This window comes from Paramixta manurensis, from assembly GCF_013285385.1.
Classification (GTDB): domain Bacteria; phylum Pseudomonadota; class Gammaproteobacteria; order Enterobacterales; family Enterobacteriaceae; genus Paramixta; species Paramixta manurensis.
Genome location: NZ_CP054212.1, coordinates 2,786,956 through 2,805,877, shown reverse-complemented (window position 1 = coordinate 2,805,877; position 18,922 = coordinate 2,786,956). Strand labels below are relative to the sequence as shown.

Here is an 18,922-nt window from a genome sequence, read left to right as displayed (position 1 = left end):
CATCAGCCTTACGCTGCGCCGCGCAATTATGCGCACGGCGTGGTATCCCAAACGTCACGCTTATCGGGTGCTGTTTTGGCGCGAGATCACGCCGCTGGCGGTGCCGATTTTTATTGAGAACCTCTGCGTCCTGTTAATGGGTGTGCTGAGCACCTTCCTGGTCAGTTGGTTAGGAAAAGAGGCAATGGCGGGCGTCGGGTTGGCTGACAGCTTCAATATGGTGGTGATCTCCTTTTTCGCGGCGGTTGATCTCGGCACCACCGTGGTGGTGGCGTTTAGCCTTGGCAAACGTAACCGCAAACGCGCCCGCGCCGCCACACGTCAGTCGCTGGGATTGATGACGATTCTGTCACTGTTGCTGGTGGTGGTTATTGAGTTTTTCGGCCATGTGATTATTGATGCGATTGCCGGTAGCGCCGCGCCACAGGTAAAAGCGCTGGCGCTGAGCTATTTACAAGTTTCGGCCTGGAGTTATCCGGCGGCGGCAATTGCCCTGATTGGCTGCGGCGCATTGCGCGGTGCCGGTAATACCAAAATTCCCATGTTGATTAACGGCGGCATGAACATTCTTAACATTGTAATTAGTAGCGTGTTAATTTATGGCTGCTTTTCCTGGCATGGTTTAGGGTTTGTCGGCGCAGGGCTGGGATTGACTCTCTCACGTTATATCGGCGCCATTGGCGTGGTGGCGGTATTAATGGTGGGCTTTAATCCGGCTTTACGCATTCCGTTGCGCAGCTATTTTAAGCGCTGGAACCGCAATATCCTGATGGAAGTGCTGGGCATTGGCGTACCCGCCAGCATTGAGTCGGTGCTGTTTAATGGCGGTAAATTGTTAACGCAAGTCTTTGTCGCTGGCATGGGCACCAGTGAAATCGCCGGTAACTTTATCGCTTTTTCTATCGCTTCGTTAATTAACCTGCCGGGCAATGCGTTGGGATCGGCCTCGACCATTATTGTCGGTACGCGGTTGGGGAAAAATCAGGTCGGGCAGGCCACACGGCAGCTAAAGCATATTTTTTGGCTTTCAACCGTCGGGTTGTGCGCGCTGGCGCTGCTTTCGGTTCCCTTCGCTGGCCTGCTGGCGCGGTTTTATACCCGTGAAGAGGATGTCATCAGCGTGGTAAAACACCTGGTGTGGCTCAATGCGGCATTTATGCCGTTTTGGGCGGCATCGTGGGTCTTGCCTGCCGGAATTAAAGGTGCGCGCGATGCTCGTTTTACCATGTATGTCTCAATGTTAGGAATGTGGGGCGCGCGGATTGTCGCCGGTTATTTCCTTGGTATCGTACTGGGGTTTGGCGTGGTCGGCGTGTGGTTAGGCATGTTTCTTGATTGGATGGTACGTGGCGCTTTCTTCTGGTGGCGCCTGGTCAGCGGACGCTGGCTAAATAAATACTATAAAAGTTTACCCCCGCAATAAACGCGGGTCGTTATTTCACTCTGCATTTACATCGCGATAAATACTATGTCATCAACACAACATGAACTCACTGCCGGAACGTTAGCCGATAGCGCGTTGCCGCGCGCCGACGTACGTAAGGCGCTTTTTGCCCTCGGGGTTGGCGGGTTCGCCATTGGTACCGGCGAATTTGTTATTATGGGGCTGCTGCCCGATGCGGCGGCCGGATTAAAAATTTCGATCCCCGCCGCGGGCAATCTGATCAGTATCTATGCGTTGGGCGTCGTCATCGGCGCGCCGTTACTGGCGATTATTGGCGCACGTCTTCCGCGCCGTACTTTTCTGATGGCGCTAATGGCGCTGTTTGCCGTCGGCAACATTCTGAGCAGCATCGCGCCTGGCGTGTGGTCAATGGCGGCGGCGCGTTTTCTGGCGGGTTTCCCCCATGGTACCTTTTTCGGGGTTGCGGCGTTGGTCGCCGCCAGCCTGGTGGAGCGCGAGCGGCGAGCGCAGGCGGTCTCAATGGTGCTATTGGGGCTGACCGTCGCTAACTTAATTGGCGTACCGGCGGTGACGGCGATTGGTCAGTGGTTTGGCTGGCGCTCGGCATTTGCCATTGTCGGTGGGTTAGCGGTACTGACATTAATCATGGTGCGCTGCTGGGTGCCGTGGGTACCGGGCGATAAACACGCCAGCCCGCTGCGGGAATTGTCGGCGCTGACGCGTAAGCAGGTACTGCTTACGCTCGCCATCGGCGCGATTGGTAGCGGCGGAATGTTTTCGGTGTTTAGCTACGTTAAGCCGACCATGCTGCAATTGGCGCATCTTCCTCTCGGTATGATACCTGTGGTGCTGGCAATGTTTGGTTTTGGGATGATCGTCGGCAATCTGCTGGGCGCGCGTCTTGCCGATCGCGGGCTGGAAAAAACCATTCGCGGCCTGTTAATTTGGTCGGCGCTAATTATGGGGGCATTTGTTTATACGGCACACAGCCCGTGGTTGGGGCCGCTGAATGTGATGTTGGTCGGAACCGGGGTTGCGCTGTCGGTGGTGTTGCAAATCCGCCTGATGGATGTGGCAGGAGATGCGCAAACCATGGCGGCGGCGATGAACCATTCGGCATTTAACATCGCCAATGCCATGGGAGCCTGGCTAGGCGGACTGACCATTTCCGCCGGTTACGGTTGGCAGTCCACCGGTTGGGTCGGCGGGCTGTTAGCGATTGGCGGGTTAATTATTCACGCCATCGCGGTGAAAGACACTAAAAAACATCCGCTCTCACACGTTTGACCTTAGCGGCGTTCGGCCTCGCTGAGCGGCAGTTTTCGCGCGTGGCCGAAACGAATCCCCCAAGTCAGTAGCAGCGCGGTGAGGGCACAAATCACCGCGATGGTATACAAACCGACAGTCGCGCTGCCGGTCTGATCGCGTACCCAACCCACCAGCCAGGGCGCAAACACGCCGCCCAACTGCCCAAGTGAATTGATTAATGCTACGCCGCCTGCCGCCGCTTGATCGCTCATGATGCGCGGCGGCAGAGTCCAAAACAGACCAAACGCGCTGACCAGACCGGTCATGGCGATCATTAAACTCCCGACTAATGGCAGCGTGGCATTGGCGAACACGCCGCAGCCAATATAGCCAAGCGTACCCGCAGCCAGGCAAGCGAACAGGTGCCAGCGGCGCTCATTTCGCTTATCGGAATGACGACCAATCAAGACCGAACCAATCAGGGCGGCGAGGTTGGGCAAGATGGTCAATAGACCAATAATAAACGGATCGACGGTACCGGCGGAGTGAACCAGTTGCGGCATCCAGAAGAAGATCCCATACACGCCAGCGCACATACCAATGTAGGCCAGTGATAGCAGCCAAGTGGCGGGTGATGCTAACGCATGGCGAAAGAGGTGATGGCTGGCGTGTTGTTGCTCCGCGGCAATAATCTCGGTTAGGCGTTGCTTCTCTGCGGGCCGCAACCAACGCGCATCGGCGACTTTATCGTCGAGAAAGCGCCACACTACCAGCCCAAGGATCAGCGAAGGGATACCTTCGACTAAGAATAACCACTGCCAACCGGCCAGCGATGCCAACCCATCCATATATTTCAGTACCCCGCCGGAAAGCGGTCCGCCGATAATGCCGGAGAGCGCGCTGGAGGAGAAAAAGAACGCGTTAACGCGCCCGCGCTGCTCGGCGGTAAACCATTGGGTAAAGTAGTAGACCACGCCGGGTACAAAGCCCGCCTCGCAGGCGCCGAGTATAAACCTCAGCGCGTAAAAGAGCGTTTCGTTATGGACCAGCATCATCGCCATTGAGGCGAGCCCCCAACTGATCATAATGCGCGCAATCCAGCGCCGGGCACCCACGCGGACCAGGATCAAGTTGCTGGGAATTTCAAACAGTAGATAACCGACGAAAAACAGCGCAGCGCCCAAACCGTAGGCACTGTTACTCAGGTCTAACTGCGATTGCATTTGCAGCTTGGCAAAACTGATATTAACCCGGTCAAAGTAGGCGACAACAAAACACAAGACAAACAAGGGTACTAGCCGCCAGGCGATTTTATGGAACAGCGCCGTGGGATCGATCTCAGCGATTTCAGCGTTTTTTTGCATACCAGTAATGCCTCTTTTTTGGTCTGTTTTATTTTTGCATTCGAATGCATTCAGTGTTGAAAATTAAGCCAGCGGCACAGCGGCGTCAATATTTGCGGCGGGGAAGATTAGCGTTCAGTGATGGAGAACACAGTTTGCGCGCAGAAGAGCATTCACAGCAGCCCGTTGCTTGTGTTCTTTGCAAGCGGGTGACTAGCCACGCGCCGGTTTATTCGCCCGCATGGACCATTTAAATTCACCGAATTTGTCCCTGTTGACGATGACATAACTGACTTACTATCGCCTCTTCAACCGGAGAAGGCATATGGTCAGTATACAGATAGCATCCGATGAGCCGACGATAGCGGCGTGTTTTGCCGTTATGCAGGCGTTAAGACCGCATCTGCAAGATAAAGCCTCGTTTATTGCTCAGCTTGAACGGCAGAGTGCGCAAGGTTACCGTCTTTTCGCAGCCCACCACGCGGGGCAGGTGATTGGCGTGGCGGGTTATCGCGAGCTGGAAAACTTCCTCTATGGTCGTTTTATTTACCTTGACGATTTGGTGGTTGCAGAGTCGGCCCGCAATTTGGGCGTTGGGCAAAAGCTGATTGAGGCCGTGCGGCATGAAGCAAAGCGGCTACATTGCGCGTATCTGGTGCTGGATACCGGGTTGGCGAACTGTTGTGCGCAAAAATTCTATTTCCGCCACGGTTTTTTGTCGCGCGGCTTACATTTTAGTCAGTCATTATAAAGGGGAGACGAGGTGAATAGCATATTGGCATTGGATTTTAGCCCCTATGGCGAGAATTCTTTAGGGATGAAACTGGGTAATGAGGCGATTAACCGCCTGGTCGCCCGCTATCCGCAGATTGAAGTCGTGAGGCATAGCTTTGGTCAGGCAATTTTATCGCCGATTGAGCAGGCGTATGTCAGAGCCATCACTGATGGGTGCCCGGCCAGCGACCCGGCTTTTGAACATTCAGAGAGATTGATTGCTGAGCTTGAGCGGGCCGACTGGGTATTGCTGAGTACGCCGATGCATAATTTTACCGTTCCGGCGGCGCTCAAATTATGGATTGATTATATTGTGCGTGCGGGAAGGACATTTGACAATTTGCCGGAAGGCAAAGTGGGTTTGCTGAAAGATAAACCGCTACGGGTGGTGGTGCGCTCTGGGGGGTTGATCACCGGCGAACGGGCGAGGCAGCAGGATTTTTTGACGCCTTATTTACGTTACGCCTTAGAGAGCATTGGACTAAAATCCGTCGAGTTTATTTATCTTGAAGGGCTGGCACCGCAGCCGGAAGCGCTAAGCGCTGCTGCAGAGCGCTTAAGCCAGCTTTTAATAACTTAACCGTCTATGTATTCAGTAGTGGTTCCACTATTGCCCGGCTTGAATTATCTGTTAACTTAACTTCAATCTATAGGGAATAGAATGTGAATAATGGATAAAGTCATTACCCGGTAAGAGTTGCTTGATCATGGTTTTACGACAAATGATCTTGCCAGACTGGATGAGGCGCTTTCTCGCGCCGAGAACGCGGGTGAAACCTACGGAACATTGCTTAAAAAATTAAGTAGAGGTTTTTTAGGCATCATAATAGTTTTAATAACGTTGTTACCTTTCTTTATTTTGGGTTTTGTTAGATTTAGTGCAGGGAATGGATGGCTCGGGCCTTTTCTGGTCATGGTGGTTAGCATGACGGTAATGTATTCCGTCACGCCATTACGTCTTTTATGGAAATCTAGTCGCTATATTAATAAAAAACAGTAAGCGTTATTTTCTTCGACGTTATAGGGTTAAGTAACAATAACGCGGAATTTATATTTTTAATATTGGCACGCTTTTTAGCGCGATGAAAGGGATGAGACGGACCCATCCCTGCGTCGATGAGGTTATTTAGACAAGCTTTGCGCGGCCTTCTCAATGAATGCGGCGACTTTCTCTGGCTGTGAAGCGTAAACCGCATGGCTACCTTTAATTTCAACCGTCGTGCTGTTGGCGCGTTTCGCCATAAAGCGCTCCAGATCCGGGTTAATCGCGCGGTCTTGCGTTGCCACTACTGCCCAACTGGGTTTAGTTTTCCATGCCGGTTCGCTCAGCGGAGTGCTGAAAATTGCCGCTGCCGGCATTACTTGAGCGCGTGCCATAAAATCAGCCTGTTTTTTCGGTAAATCTGCCGCGAAATCCGCGTGGAATACCTCCGGCTTCAAATAGAGAAAATGGTCGGGCGTTTCGGTAATCCCTTTACTGGCTTGGGGAATTTTACTCGACAAGCTAACCAGCGTATCGCCTTTTTCCGGCTGGAAAGCCGCGACATACACCAAACCGGCTACCGAGGGATCGGCCCCGGCTTCGCTAATAATAAAGCCGCCATAACTGTGGCCGACCAACAGTGATTTTCCATGTTGTTGATTCAAGATGCGCTGCGTAGCGGCGACATCATCGGCAAGCGAGGTTTGTGGCTCTTGCACAATGGAAACATGGTAACCGGCTTTATCGAGGATACGGGTTACCGGCTCCCAGCCGGAACCATCGGCAAAAGCGCCATGGACCAGTACGATATTTTTTACCGGTTGCGCCAGCGCGCTGCTTTGCGCTGCAAAGGATAAGGCGATACCGACGGCAAACGTAGCGAGCGTTTTGTTTAGCATAGATAGCGTTCTCTCTGTGTGTGGGATTATATTTATCGCGATAAATATTGTTGCGATAGATAATAGCCAGGCTGTGTAGAGAGTCAAGCGATTTATTATCGCGATATATATTTTGCTGACGAAATGTTACTATCAGACCAACTCGATTAGCGCAGGAGATAACCGCGTGTCAGAACGACTCCCTTTGGGTGAGCAACTCTGTTATTCCATCTATTCCGCCTCGCTGGCCATCAAACGTCTGTATAAGCCGTTGCTGGATGAAATGGGGGTGACTTACCCGCAATACCTGGTGCTCAATGTTTTGTGGGAGCAAGGCGAACAGACCATCGGCCAAATCGGCGAAATGCTGGCGCTGGAAACCAGTACCTTGACGCCGTTGCTGAAACGTCTGGAAAATGAGGACTTCATCCGGCGAGAACGCCGCCCGGATGATGAGCGTAAAGTTATGATTACCTTGGCGGAAAAGGGCAGAGCGTTAGAACAGCAATCGCTGTGTTTGTCGCAAACTCTCTTTTGCAGTTCTGGTATGGCGCTGGAGACACTACAACGTCTTAATCAAGAGATTATTGCGTTGCGAGACAATATTGTGCAGCGCGCGGAAGAAAAAGAATAACTCACGCATGTAATAACCTACCGGTAAAACTCGGCAGCGATATTCGCTGCCAGATCCTGCTTATTTTTTAAGCTAGTCGATCAATCAAACAAAAAAATTTAACATGATGTTCACTTTATTTGAATAACCACTTTCTTAAGCAACTGCCCGTCGCGCTAACAGCCCCGTAAGCCGCACCCGCTATGCCCTGCGGTTATTTACACTTCCGGTCTCAACTCGTTCAATCTACAGCAATTGGGCTATTTAACAGCCTTGACAAAGCTTTACCTCTGGTAAGTGAATATTAATCGCCATATGATAATGATAACATTTATCAAAATCATTACTAATTACTAACATTGCCATTCAGGGTTGAAGATGAAACACACAAAAATAGCCACCGCACTGGCCATGGTCCTGGCCGGAAAGTTTACCTATGCAGCAGACCAAACCATGGTCGTTTCGGGAAATATCCTTGGTGATTCGCGTGCCGAAGAGGTTAAAACCTGGGCCGGGAGCCGTACCGTTATTAGTAATGACCAATTGGAAAAAGGGGGCAACCGCACTCTTGATGATGCGCTACAACGGGTCCCCGGCGTCAAAATTCAGGATGAAACCGGTACCGGCGTGCTGCCGCAGATCGCCGTGCGTGGTTTGTATGACAGCCGTAGTGGGCGTGCGCAAATCCTCGAAGATGGCATTCCATTAGTATTGGCGCCGTATGGTCAGGAAGGGATGTCGCTGTTTCCGGTTACCTTCGCCACTATCGACCGTATTGATGTGGTTCGTGGCGGCGCGGCGGTGCAATATGGCCCGAATAACGTCGGCGGTGTGATCAATCTAATTAGTAAACCGATCCCATTAAAATGGGAAAGTGAAATTTCCGAACGCGCGACCTTTTATGGCAAGGGACGCAATCTGTGGGATACCTATTTACGCACCGGCGGCATGCTGAATGACGATTTTGGTTTGCAGGTGGAAGCCAACCAGGTTAAAGGAAACTCATTCCGTGAAAACAGCGCCAGCAAAGTGCAAAACTTCCGCATTCGTGGCCTGTGGAACATCAACGAAGACACCACATTAAATCTCTCTTACCAATATTATGATGCGCATGCTGATCTGGCTGGCGCGTTATCGGCGGCGGATTATCGCCACGATCGCCGTCAAAGTACCCGCCCATTCGATGATTATGACGGCCATACTAAACGCTATAGCGCGGTCTATAACCAGCAGTTGGGTTCGCTCGGCTTTATTGACTCGGCAGAGTTCAACTGGATGTTCTTCGGTCACCAGTCCGATCGCGATTTCCATGTTGGAATGAGCAGTGTTCCGGGCCAAACCTGGAATCCGGCGCTTCCGGCCGATATTGTGCAAAACTCACCGCGTAATTTTAAAGTGTGGGGCACAGAGCCACGTCTGAGTATGGATATTAACGGCGATAAGGTGAACCAACAGTGGATCATCGGTGGCCGCTTTGTGAGTGAAAAAATCGATTACCAGGTCCGTCAGCAAACGCTGGCGACCAGCGCGACGGCGGTGACGCGTGATTGGCGTTTTGATGATAAAGCGTGGGCGGGTTACGTCAGTAACGCCGTGAAACTGCTTGATGATACGCTGACCATCACGCCGGGTATGCGTTTTGAACATGTTGGCGAAGACTACACTGACAGAAAAACCGGGCAGAGCACCTCTGCGCCAGACGACCAGTGGCTGCCGGGCCTGACGGTAGGTTATCAGCTTACGCCAGAATGGTTCCTGTACGCCGATATGCAAAAAAGTCTGCGTCCGGCGCAGGTGACACAGATTGTGAAGGGCGGCGACGTTAGCTCCGAGCTGGCGTGGAACTACGAGAGCGGCGTGCGTTATACACCGACCAAAAATGTTAGCTTGCATGCCGGCCTTTATCGTATCGATTATAAAGACCAAATCTCCTATGACAGCGTCACCGATAGCTACCTCAATATTGGCCGCACGCGCCATCAGGGTGTCGAACTGGAAGGCTTCTGGAGCCCGGAAGCGGTTGAAGGGCTGAAACTGCACGCCGGTTACGCGTATTTGCAAGCGGAACAACGCAATGGTCCGAACGCCGGTAAAAATGTGCCTTACGCTTCGCGTAACCAGATTACTATGGATGGCAGCTACGACTGGCGCGGCACCACCTTTGCATTATCGGGTTATTACTTCAGTAAATCCTGGTCTGATGCGGCCAACACCGAACATGAAGATAGCACCGGAGCGGTTGGGCCGATGCCAGCGTACTGGGTATGGAACGCGCAAGTCAGCCGCGATCTGTACAAATCCGGCAGCACGGTCTTGAATGGTTATCTCGGCATTAACAACCTGTTTAACCGTGACTACTGGTTCCGCGGTATTGATACCAGCCCGTGGGGGCGTCAACCGGCGCCAGGGCGTTCGGTGACCGCCGGTGTCAGCCTGAAGTTCTGATAGGGCAAGTAAAAAGCCAGTTCATCGCGAACTGGCTTTTTGTTTAGGGTTGGATAAAGAACAGACCACCATAAGGGATACCGACATAATCGCGATAAAGGGCTTCAAGGTCGGCCTGTGGATCGACATCGGCAAATGACTGTGGATGGAACAGTTTCGCCATTGCTTCCAGCGCCACCACATTAAACGGACTATCGTAGAATTGGTGATAGACCGCCATTACCCGGTGGGTATGGGTGACATCCAGTACGCTTACCCCTTCGCGTTGTAACAACGCCTGCAGGCGGGGAAGGGTAGTGGCGCGTGTTGCTTCATAACCGAGCGGCACGGCCTGCGAAGGGCCGCCGCGTTGGCTCCAGTCGGCACCGCTCATCAGGTAGACATCCGGGCGCGCCACAATCAACAACTCGGCGCTAATATCCGCCCCTTGCGCTGGCACTTTGTCCTCCATCAGGTTACGCCCGCCAGCGGCAGGAATAAACTGACCGAAGCTGTCACGACCAAATACCGCGCAACACTGGTTACCCGTCATCCCGGCATGGTTTTCAAAGACCACGCCCGGCCACTGCGCTTTAGGGATAGCGGCTACGCGGCTGGCAATGCGTTGCCGCAGAGCGTTCCAGCGGTGGATAAAGCGTTCGGCATTCTGCTGTTCGCCGGTCACTTCCCCAAGTAACCGTATGCTTAACGGAGTATGGGTCAGTGGCTGTTGGCGGAAATCGATAAAAATGACCGGAATACCGCTCTTTTCCAGCAGCGCCAGCGTTCCTTCACTGCGCAACTTTGCGAGAATGCCAATATCAAAAACCACCAGATCTGGCTTGAGCACGCTGGCTTTTTCAACGCTGAATGTGCTGCGATAAGGGTTGATAAACAGCGGAATGGTATTTAATTGCGGAAATTGTTTGGCAAAATAGCGCCCCATATCCGGCGCACGGGTTTGTAGCGAATCATCCCACGCGATAATGCCTTTGAGCGGGTCGCCGGGGTGTAACAGACTCATCGGCAATAGCATGCGGCTATCGGCTAAAATAACGCGTGAGGCGGGCGCATTTACCGTGACGTGACGTCCGGCTAAATCGGTTACCTCAACCGGTGTAGCAAGCCCGCTGAGTGGCGATAGTAATGCGGCAAAAACCATAAACCACGTATATTTCATGTCTGGTTACCCTGTCGGTGTCACGTACTTGTCAAATTAGTTTTAAGTGTGCTTTTATTACTCACCTGTGGAAAAAACAGGCGTTCTGAATCTTTTTTATGTAATCACCTATCATATCAACGGTATACCCTCAAACGCTATCACATTACGTTGGCACCTTCCGCAAAGAGCACACCCGCACTCATTGAATTTATTTAACAATCATTGTTAAACTATTTGATAAACTTAATCGTAATCTTAATGATAATGTAAATGATAATTATTATTAAGAATGGTGTCTAACATGATCTCGCTCACGTTACCGGATGAACGTCGCCAGTCACGCCGTGGTATTTTCGGCATCCTTAATTCGGTTCCCCATCCTACCCTGGTTGAAATGATCGCCGTTGCAGGTTACGACTTTATTCTGCTGGATCTTGAACATGTTCCCAATAATGAGACCTTACTGAGCCAATGTATTCAACTGGCGCAGCTCAATGGTTGTATTCCATTAGTCAGACTCACCCAAGCCGATATTCCGCGTGCCGGGCGCATTCTGGATATGGGCGCGCATGGCATTGTGTTGTCGCGCACCGAGAGTGCCGCCGAGGTGATTGCCCTGCGCGAGGCGATGTTTTTTCCACCGCAAGGTTCACGTGGTATTACCGGCGGCAGCGTCACCGGTTTTGGCACCTTGCCGCTGGCAGAGTATATCCGGCAGGCCAACGAGAAGCTCTGGCTGGTGCCGATGATCGAGTCTTTGCAAGGCATTGAGGCGATTGATGACATTTTACGTGTTGACCAAGTGACGATGGTGATGGAGGGCGCGCTGGATCTGGCATTAAACATGCGGCTTGGCCCGCAGCCATCACACCCGAATGTTGAAGCACAGATCCGTCACCTGGCCGAATGTTGCGCACGGGCCGGTAAACCTTTTTGCGCCAACCCGCGCACCCCGGAGCAACAACAGTACTGGCAGCGTCAGGGCATTGACTGCTGGCTGTGCGGTGAAGATCGCGGTTTCCTGTTCCAGGCGTTGAAACAACGGCTCAGCGTGCTACAGCCCGAGCCTCCTCTCTGATTTATACCATTCCCACTGAAAAACCATATGGGTATTCAAATGCTTAACCACAAACCTTATGTGATCGTCAGTCACGTCGTCAACGCAGCGGTAACCGAAGGCTTTATTCCTGCGGCACAGCGGTTGGGTTATCCGGTTGTGCTGCTGACCGACCACGCGATGGCGCACAACGCGCTGTTGGATGGCAGCGTTCGCGTTATTGAATGTGAGGTGTTCAATCCACTGTCGATCCTCGACACGCTAACCGAGTGGGGGATCACACCGGCGGCACTGTTTTCTAACAGCGATCATTTGCAAACCGCGACCGCCATTGCCGCCAGTGCGTTAGGGCTGCCCGCCAAGCCGTGGCAGATTTGTTACGCCGCGAAAGAGAAATGGCGCATGCGTCAGCGGTTAACCGCGCTCGGTCTGCCATCCGTGTGGTCAACGCAAGTGTTGCCACAAACATCGCCTTCGCCAGAGTGGCCCTGGCCGGTGGTGATTAAGCCAGCGCAGGGCGTGGCCTCAATGGATGTCCGCCTGGCGGAAGATTACGCCAGTTGTCAACACTATCTGGATACGCTGCCGGTTCGCCAGACGCTGCTGGCCGAGGCGTTTATGGCCGGGCCATTATTTACGCTGGAAACCTTTGGCGATGGGCACGAACTGGTAGCGCTTGGCGGGTTTGATGTTGCGCTCTCAGCGCCGCCGCATTTTGTCGAGACCTCTGCCCGTTGGGCCGGGGAGCACAGTCGACGTTGGCAGCAGCAAGCACTACAACAATTGCGCGAGTTTGGCGTCGGTTTGGGCGTTTGCCATAGCGAGTTTATTGTCACTGCCGATGGGCCAGTACTGGTTGAAATTAACTATCGCAGCATTGGCGATGGGCGCGAGTTTTTACTCGATCGCCTGTTGCCGGAAGGGTGGTTCACGCCAATTCTGCGGCTCCATCTCGGTGAACCCTTACCACCGATTAAGCCTGCGACCGGTGAGGCGCTGATTCACTATCTGGTCGCGGAACAGGAAGGGCAACTTACGCTGGCGCCTCAGCCGCCAGAGTTACCCGGCTTATCTTACCGCGCGCTCAAAACAGCAGGCGAGGCGATCACGCTCACTCACTCCAATAAAGATTACCTCGGCGTACTTTATCTTGAGGCCAGCGACGCGCAACGCCTGGCGCACCTAACGACGCGTACGCTCAACGTCTTGCACTGGGAGATCGTCTAATGAATCAGCATGACTATATTAGCCTGCGTATTATCAATGCCTGCCTTCGTGAGGATGTGGGCGGTTTAATCAGCAAAGGGACTTTCACGGCAGAAGCCGGCCAGCACTGGCTGGTTTATCACGGATCTCAGCAGACACTGCGCCTTGCGGTACTCGTCAGCGATTATATGCAACCCTGGGTTGCCGCACACCCACATTGGCAAACGCAGATTAATGGCGACTGGGTGGTTACCAGCGGTTATGCCAACTGGCTGGCGGCGTTGATGCCAGACCAGCATGATGAAACGCGCCAACTGTTTGCGACCTATAAAGAGGAAGCGGATGCTGCGGTGGTTCAGGGCGAGTTATGTGCCGCCGCTTTTGCGCAACAAGCCGCGCACCTCGCTCAGCCGATTGCCGCGTTAAATTGGGGAGAGCGTCTACGCCATGCGGATCAAATGGCAAGCTATTTGGATCATCCTTATTATCCGACCGCCCGCGCCAAATTTGGCTTTAGCGAGGCGGATTTACGCCACTACGCGCCCGAATTTTGCCAGCCATTCCGCCTGCGCTGGCTGGCTTTGCCGCGTCATCAATTGACGCTAACCGTCGCACCAGCCAGACCGGGCTGGTGGCCGCAACCACAGCAGGTGGGATTAGCTAACCCACGCTATGCCGATTACGATTTGATGCCGGTCCACCCGCTGACGCTACCGCATCTCACTTCTCTTCCGGATGGCGCGGTTATTGCGCCGGAAGGCTGGCTGGAGGTTTATCCCACTCTGTCAGTGCGCACTGTTCAACTGGCTGATTATCCAGACTTCCACATCAAAGTGCCGCTGACTATGCGCACCCTCGGTCAGAAAAATATTCGTCTGATCAAACCCTCAACTCTGTACGACGGACAATGGTTTGCCGAGGTGCTCTGTGCATTGAGCGATAACGATACCTTGCTGCGTGGGCAATACCGTCATGTTGACGAACGCTTCTGCGGCCATGTCGAAGAAGATAAGCAACTGGCATTTCTGGTACGTCGTTATCCACAGCCGCGCGTCGGGGAAACGCTGCTACCGGTGGCTGCGCTAGGTAGCCGGATGCCGGATGGGCGTTTGTATCTCAGTTGGCAACTCGACCAGACAGGTATGCCAACGCCGGAGCAGTGGTGGCGCGAGTACTGCCAACTGATGGCCGATGTGCATCTGACACTGTGGCTCCGGTATGGCATTGCGCTGGAGTCTAACCAGCAGAACGCAGTGTTGAGTATGGCGCCAGACCAGGCATTAACGCTGGTGATGAAGGATAACGATGCGGCACGGATCTTGCCTGAGCGCTTCAAGGCGGCTTGCCCTCACTTGGCTGAGCGGATCGCCGCATTGCGCGACCCACGTATCTGCGTATCGGATGATCTGGCGCTATCACAAATGTTCATCACCATTACCTTACAGCTCTGTCTGGCTGCGGTGCTGGAAAATCTGGCGGCGGCGCAGGTGATTGATCGTCATGCCGGATACCAAACATTATGCGCGGCGCTTGAGAACACGCTCTCGCGTCTGGATGCCGACGGTGTGGATACCGCATTTGCCCGCCAGCAACTGTTCGCCTCGCCAACCCAACCGGTCAAATATCTGTTACTCAGCGGCAGTCTATTGAGTAAGCAAGCGTCGGGCGCGGCGGATATTAACAAGTTCTATGGTCAGACTGGGCCAAACTTCCTTCTGCGGGGCGCGGAATAATGCGTACCACCCTGATGGTGGTATTAGCCTGCCATTTTCTGGCCGCGTTTACCGTTCTGGGTGTTCCGCTCTATCTGCCACGCTTGCTAACCTCGTTTGGCATTGCGGAAAACAGTCTGTGGGCGGGCGTATTGTTCAGCCTTCCCGCCGTGATGACGGCGCTCTCCGCTGCCTGGTGGGGGCGCTTTGCCGATCGCTATGGCCGCCGTCTCTCGTTACAGCGGGCGTTGGTGGGACTAACCCTGGCGTTTATTCTGGCCGGATTGTCGTCCTCGTTGCCGATGTTGATTATCGCGCTGGCATTACAGGGCGTAGCAGGCGGTACGCTGGCGGCGGCCAACGGCTATCTTTCACTGCATATGCGTGGGGAGGCGCTGGCGAAGGCGTTGAATTGGACGCAGTTTTCCGCCCGGCTGGCATTAGTCAGCGCGCCGCCGCTGATCGGTATCATTCTGATGGTCTTTTCGCAGGTCGGGCAGCGTTTGTGGCTCGGTTTGGCGTTGTTACCCCTGATTGGTTTGGTGCTCAGCTTATTGCTACCGGCGGATACGATACCCGCGGTGAATACGCGGAAGCGAGCATCTACGAGCGGCAAAACCACGCTTTACTCCCTGTGGGCGATGCAGTGGCTGTTTAACTTTGCCATGGTGGTGACCTTTCCTTACTTCCTGCCCTATGCCGGTCATTGGCTACATCAGGAGGTGGTTATCGGCGTGCTGTATAGCTGGCCGCATCTGATCTACCTCCTGCTATTGCCGGTTTGGCATCGACTGAAAGGCGCGGGCTGGTTCTTTGTTCCGGGCACGCTGCTTATTGCCGTTGCCGCACTCTGGCATACCGTACTTGACAGCCCTGCGTCGTTGCTGGCGGCACGCACGTTGCTGGGTGTCGGCATTCTGCTGGCGTACAGCGGCGCAAATCAAATGCTGAGTGAAAGCCTGAGCCGGGACAACGCCGGTAAGCAGTTTGGTCAAATGGACGCCGCCGGTAAATGGGCTGGGGTGGCAGCTGGCGTTTGCGCCGGTTGGCTGGCTGCGCATTTCTCGCTGCAAGCGCCTTATTTGGCGTCGGCGGTGGCGGCGATAGGCGCCGTTTTCATCTTTATTACTTCAACAGTACGAGGCTCAACCTATGTCAGTATCTCTCGCCGTTCGTGATAATCCTTTGCTGACCAACAAGGTCGCTCCCGAGACCGAACAGGCGGAGTTCGCCAGCCTGACGGCACTCCTCAACTGTTACATTCGCGAGTTTGCGCGTCCGGCGGGACGGGTGAGCATTGCGCGCCAGGGAAATATTCCATTGTCGCTGGCCAGCCGCATGGTTGCGGGTGAGGTTGTTTTGCTGGAGTTAGCGGGCTCAGAAGGCGTGTTATTTGCCATCCGGGCTACGCGCTGGAGTCTGTTAGAGCGTGGCGATTTTAGCGGGACGCCGTTTGTGAAACAGTTTGGTCGTCCGTGGCGTGCGGTGCGTTGCCGTGAAGCCATTGCGTTGCTGGTCAATGATATGGTCAAACAAACCGGTCAATTACCCGATCTGGAGTTGATGGAGCAAATTGAAAACAGCATTCAGGTGACGACCTCTTTTCTGACCAAAGCGCCGCCGCATCAGGGTGAGCATCATTACATCGCTAGCGAAGAGAGCTTGTTGTGGGGACATCCGCTGCATCCGAGCCCAAAAAGTCGTCAAGGCGTGACGCCATCAGAACTGCTGGCTTGTTCACCCGAGGTCTCAGCGCGTTTCCCGCTGTTCTGGTTTCGTATTGATCCTTCACTACTGCAGGTGCGCGGCGCGGCGCCGGTCACATCGATGCTGAATACGCTGGTCGACGAGCACTGTTATCCTTGCCATCCGTGGGAAGTGCAACACATTACGCGTTCGCCACTGTATGCGCGCGCATTCAGCGCCGGGCTTATCACCCCGCTGGGTTTACGTGGGCCGACATTTGCCGCTACCTCATCGGTACGTACTTTGTATCGCGAGGATTTACCTTACTATCTGAAACTTTCAATTCATGTGCGGTTGACTAACTGTGTACGTAAAAATGCGTGGTACGAGTTGGAGAGCGCCGTGGTACTCAGCGCGCTTTTGGAAACCACCTTTACTCGCCTTGAGGCCGCTGCGCCCGGCTTCCATATTATGCGCGAACCGGCCGCCAGCAGCCTGGATTTCAGCGCCATAGCAGAGCCACAGCAGGCCGATGAGGTACGCCATTTGCAAGAGTGCTTTGGCATTCTCTACCGTGAAAACCTCGCCGTTGAGCAGCATGGGCCGCAAGCGCCGTGGCTGGCGGCGGCGCTGTTTGCCGTAGATCGCACCGGCCACAGCCCGGTGCAAAGGTGTTTGCAGCAACTGAGCGCGGCACAAGGGATCTCACATCAACAGGCCAGCCAGTTGTGGCTGCGTCACTATCTGGCGGTGTTGTTGCCTGGCGTACTGGATGCTTTCTTCCGTGAAGGCGTGGTATTTGAGCCACATCTGCAAAATGTGTTGTTAAGTATCAAGGACCATTTACCGGCCCAAATCTGGGTTCGCGATCTTGAAGGAACTAAACTCACCACCGAGCGCTGGTCAGCCCGCGCATTAGCGGGAATGTCGTCGCGGGCGCGTCAGTCAGTGTGGTATAGCCGCGAGCAGGGATGGCGTCGTGTTGCTTACTGCTTATTGATCAATCATCTCTCCGAAGTGCTGTTCCGCCTGGCGGATGGCAATCGTCAACTCGAGCAACGCCTGTGGGATTGTCTGGCCCAACAATTGGCGCCCTGGCAGGCGGAGCCGGAAATTGCCACGTTGTTGGCAGGCGGCGCGATCCCGTCGAAAAATAATCTGAAGACGCGACTATTACAGAAAGCCGATAAACATGCGGACTATACCTTGATGGAACACCCAATGAGGAGCCAGTCATGACGCCGTTAGTGAAGCAGACGCTTCAGCAGTTGCAACAGGCGCGCCAGTCGCCTTTTTGCGCCTATCTCTACGATCTCCAGGCCTTGCGTGAACACATTGAGGCAATGCGGGCGGCACTTCCTGATGGGTGTGAGCTGTTCTATGCGGCGAAAGCCAACCCGGAAGGCCCGGTGTTGCAAACCCTGTGTGACTATGTTGATGGCTACGAAGCCGCCTCCGGCGGTGAGCTTAACTGGCTGCGCGAACAGGTACCGGGTAAGCGGTTAATCTTCGGCGGGCCAGGGAAACTGGAAAGTGAACTGGATGAGGCAGTCCGGCATGGCGTCGATGCTATTCACGTCGAAAGCCTGACCGAGTTACGCCGTCTGCAAGCCATTGCGTTAACCAATAATCAGACGGTGGCGGTGCTACTGCGCATGAATATTGCGCTGGAGGGAATTGGCGGTACGCGATTGATGATGGGAGGCAAGCCTACGCCATTTGGTCTGGATGAGCAGGAGTTACCAGAGGCGCTGCGTGAGATTGCCGCTTCACCGTTATTGAAGCTGCGCGGCTTCCATTTTCATCTTATGTCGCATCAGTTAGCGGTGGAGAATCATTTGGCGCTAATGCGGGTTTACCTTGAGAAGGTGAGTCAGTGGTGTAGTGATTGGGCGCTGGAGATTGATCTTATCAATGTGGGCGGCGGCATTGGGATTAACTACCTTGAACCGGAACAGCATTTCGATTGGTCATCCTTTTGTCAACGCCTGCCTGATATTACGCAACGTAGCCAGGCGCGGGGCTGGACGTTACGTTTTGAGTGTGGCCGTTATATCGCCGCCGGTTGTGGTTATTACGTCATGGAAGTGTTGGATGTGAAGAAGAACCTCGGCGAGTGGTTTGCCATTGGTCGTGGCGGAACGCACCATTTTCGTACGCCTGCGGCGCAAAACCATAATCATCCATTTAGTGTATTACGTCGCGAGCAACAGCAGCCGTGGATTGAAGGGGAGTTAGTCACGTTGGTGGGGCAGCTTTGCACGCCAAAGGATGTATTGGCCCGTCAGCAACCGATTGCCGCGCTCGCGCCGGGCGATTGGTTGGTGTTCAGCCTGGCGGGCGCTTATGCCTGGAATATTTCACATCAAAACTTTCTGATGCACAGCCCGCCGGAAGTGTTTTGGCTGGGTGAAGCGTAAAAAGCATTGATA

The 18,922-nt window shown here is 53.9% G+C and carries 15 protein-coding genes; 12 read left to right on the top strand and 3 right to left on the bottom strand.

Features of this window, described 5'->3' with window-relative positions; all coding sequences use genetic code 11:
• The first annotated feature begins 13 nt into the window (after positions 1–13).
• Together PMPD1_RS13645 and PMPD1_RS13640 are read left to right on the top strand one after the other, a co-directional pair.
• A complete protein-coding gene (locus PMPD1_RS13645) occupies positions 14–1,423 on the top strand; it encodes an EmmdR/YeeO family multidrug/toxin efflux MATE transporter (protein ID WP_435529738.1) in 1,410 nt (469 codons plus the stop codon).
• 45 nt (positions 1,424–1,468) lie between these two features.
• Positions 1,469–2,692, top strand: a complete 1,224-nt coding sequence (locus PMPD1_RS13640) for an MFS transporter (RefSeq protein WP_173634558.1) — start codon at positions 1,469–1,471, stop codon at positions 2,690–2,692.
• Between the two features lie 2 nt (positions 2,693–2,694).
• Here PMPD1_RS13640 and PMPD1_RS13635 read toward each other — a convergent pair whose 3' ends face one another.
• A complete protein-coding gene (locus tag PMPD1_RS13635) occupies positions 2,695–4,017 on the bottom strand; it encodes an MFS transporter (protein WP_173634557.1) in 1,323 nt (440 codons plus the stop codon).
• A 304-nt stretch (positions 4,018–4,321) separates the two neighbouring features.
• Between PMPD1_RS13635 and PMPD1_RS13630 the strand changes: the two genes are divergently transcribed.
• The gene (locus PMPD1_RS13630; protein ID WP_173634556.1) at positions 4,322–4,747 is read left to right on the top strand and encodes a GNAT family N-acetyltransferase; all 426 of its coding nucleotides are present in this window, start codon (positions 4,322–4,324) and stop codon (positions 4,745–4,747) included.
• 12 nt (positions 4,748–4,759) lie between these two features.
• A complete protein-coding gene (locus PMPD1_RS13625) occupies positions 4,760–5,350 on the top strand; it encodes an FMN-dependent NADH-azoreductase (protein ID WP_173634555.1) in 591 nt (196 codons plus the stop codon).
• Between the two features lie 542 nt (positions 5,351–5,892).
• Here PMPD1_RS13625 and PMPD1_RS13620 read toward each other — a convergent pair.
• Positions 5,893–6,651 carry an alpha/beta hydrolase gene (locus PMPD1_RS13620; protein WP_173634554.1) on the bottom strand — a complete coding sequence of 253 codons (759 nt, stop codon included), beginning with the start codon at positions 6,649–6,651 and terminating at the stop codon, positions 5,893–5,895.
• 166 nt (positions 6,652–6,817) lie between these two features.
• Between PMPD1_RS13620 and PMPD1_RS13615 the strand changes: the two genes are divergently transcribed.
• Together PMPD1_RS13615 and PMPD1_RS13610 are read left to right on the top strand one after the other, a co-directional pair.
• The gene (locus PMPD1_RS13615) at positions 6,818–7,264 is read left to right on the top strand and encodes a MarR family winged helix-turn-helix transcriptional regulator (RefSeq protein WP_173634553.1); all 447 of its coding nucleotides are present in this window, start codon (positions 6,818–6,820) and stop codon (positions 7,262–7,264) included.
• 357 nt (positions 7,265–7,621) lie between these two features.
• Complete coding sequence (locus PMPD1_RS13610) at positions 7,622–9,688, top strand: TonB-dependent receptor family protein (protein WP_173634552.1); 2,067 nt, start codon at positions 7,622–7,624, stop codon at positions 9,686–9,688.
• 43 nt (positions 9,689–9,731) lie between these two features.
• On the opposite strand, the gene PMPD1_RS13605 is transcribed toward PMPD1_RS13610, so the two are convergent.
• Positions 9,732–10,847, bottom strand: coding sequence for an ABC transporter substrate-binding protein (locus PMPD1_RS13605; protein WP_173634551.1), 1,116 nt, complete (start codon positions 10,845–10,847; stop codon positions 9,732–9,734).
• 283 nt (positions 10,848–11,130) lie between these two features.
• On the opposite strand from PMPD1_RS13605, the gene PMPD1_RS13600 reads away from it, so the two are divergent.
• Genes PMPD1_RS13600 through PMPD1_RS13575 form a run of 6 tightly spaced genes read left to right on the top strand, consistent with a single transcriptional unit; the run spans position 11,131 to position 18,910 of the window.
• Complete coding sequence (locus tag PMPD1_RS13600; RefSeq protein ID WP_173634550.1) at positions 11,131–11,907, top strand: HpcH/HpaI aldolase family protein; 777 nt, start codon at positions 11,131–11,133, stop codon at positions 11,905–11,907.
• 39 nt (positions 11,908–11,946) lie between these two features.
• Positions 11,947–13,113 carry an ATP-grasp domain-containing protein gene (locus PMPD1_RS13595; RefSeq protein ID WP_173634549.1) on the top strand — a complete coding sequence of 389 codons (1,167 nt, stop codon included), beginning with the start codon at positions 11,947–11,949 and terminating at the stop codon, positions 13,111–13,113.
• Positions 13,113–14,825, top strand: coding sequence for an IucA/IucC family protein (locus tag PMPD1_RS13590; RefSeq protein WP_173634548.1), 1,713 nt, complete (start codon positions 13,113–13,115; stop codon positions 14,823–14,825). Before PMPD1_RS13595 ends, PMPD1_RS13590 begins: the two co-directional genes overlap by 1 nt.
• Entirely contained in the window at positions 14,825–15,982 is a 1,158-nt protein-coding gene (locus PMPD1_RS13585; RefSeq protein WP_173634547.1) for an MFS transporter, read from the top strand. Before PMPD1_RS13590 ends, PMPD1_RS13585 begins: the two co-directional genes overlap by 1 nt.
• Positions 15,957–17,729 carry an IucA/IucC family protein gene (locus PMPD1_RS13580; protein ID WP_173634546.1) on the top strand — a complete coding sequence of 591 codons (1,773 nt, stop codon included), beginning with the start codon at positions 15,957–15,959 and terminating at the stop codon, positions 17,727–17,729. Before PMPD1_RS13585 ends, PMPD1_RS13580 begins: the two co-directional genes overlap by 26 nt.
• A complete protein-coding gene (locus PMPD1_RS13575; protein WP_173634545.1) occupies positions 17,726–18,910 on the top strand; it encodes a type III PLP-dependent enzyme in 1,185 nt (394 codons plus the stop codon). The genes PMPD1_RS13580 and PMPD1_RS13575 overlap by 4 nt, the downstream gene beginning before the upstream one ends.
• Positions 18,911–18,922: the final 12 nt, after the last annotated feature.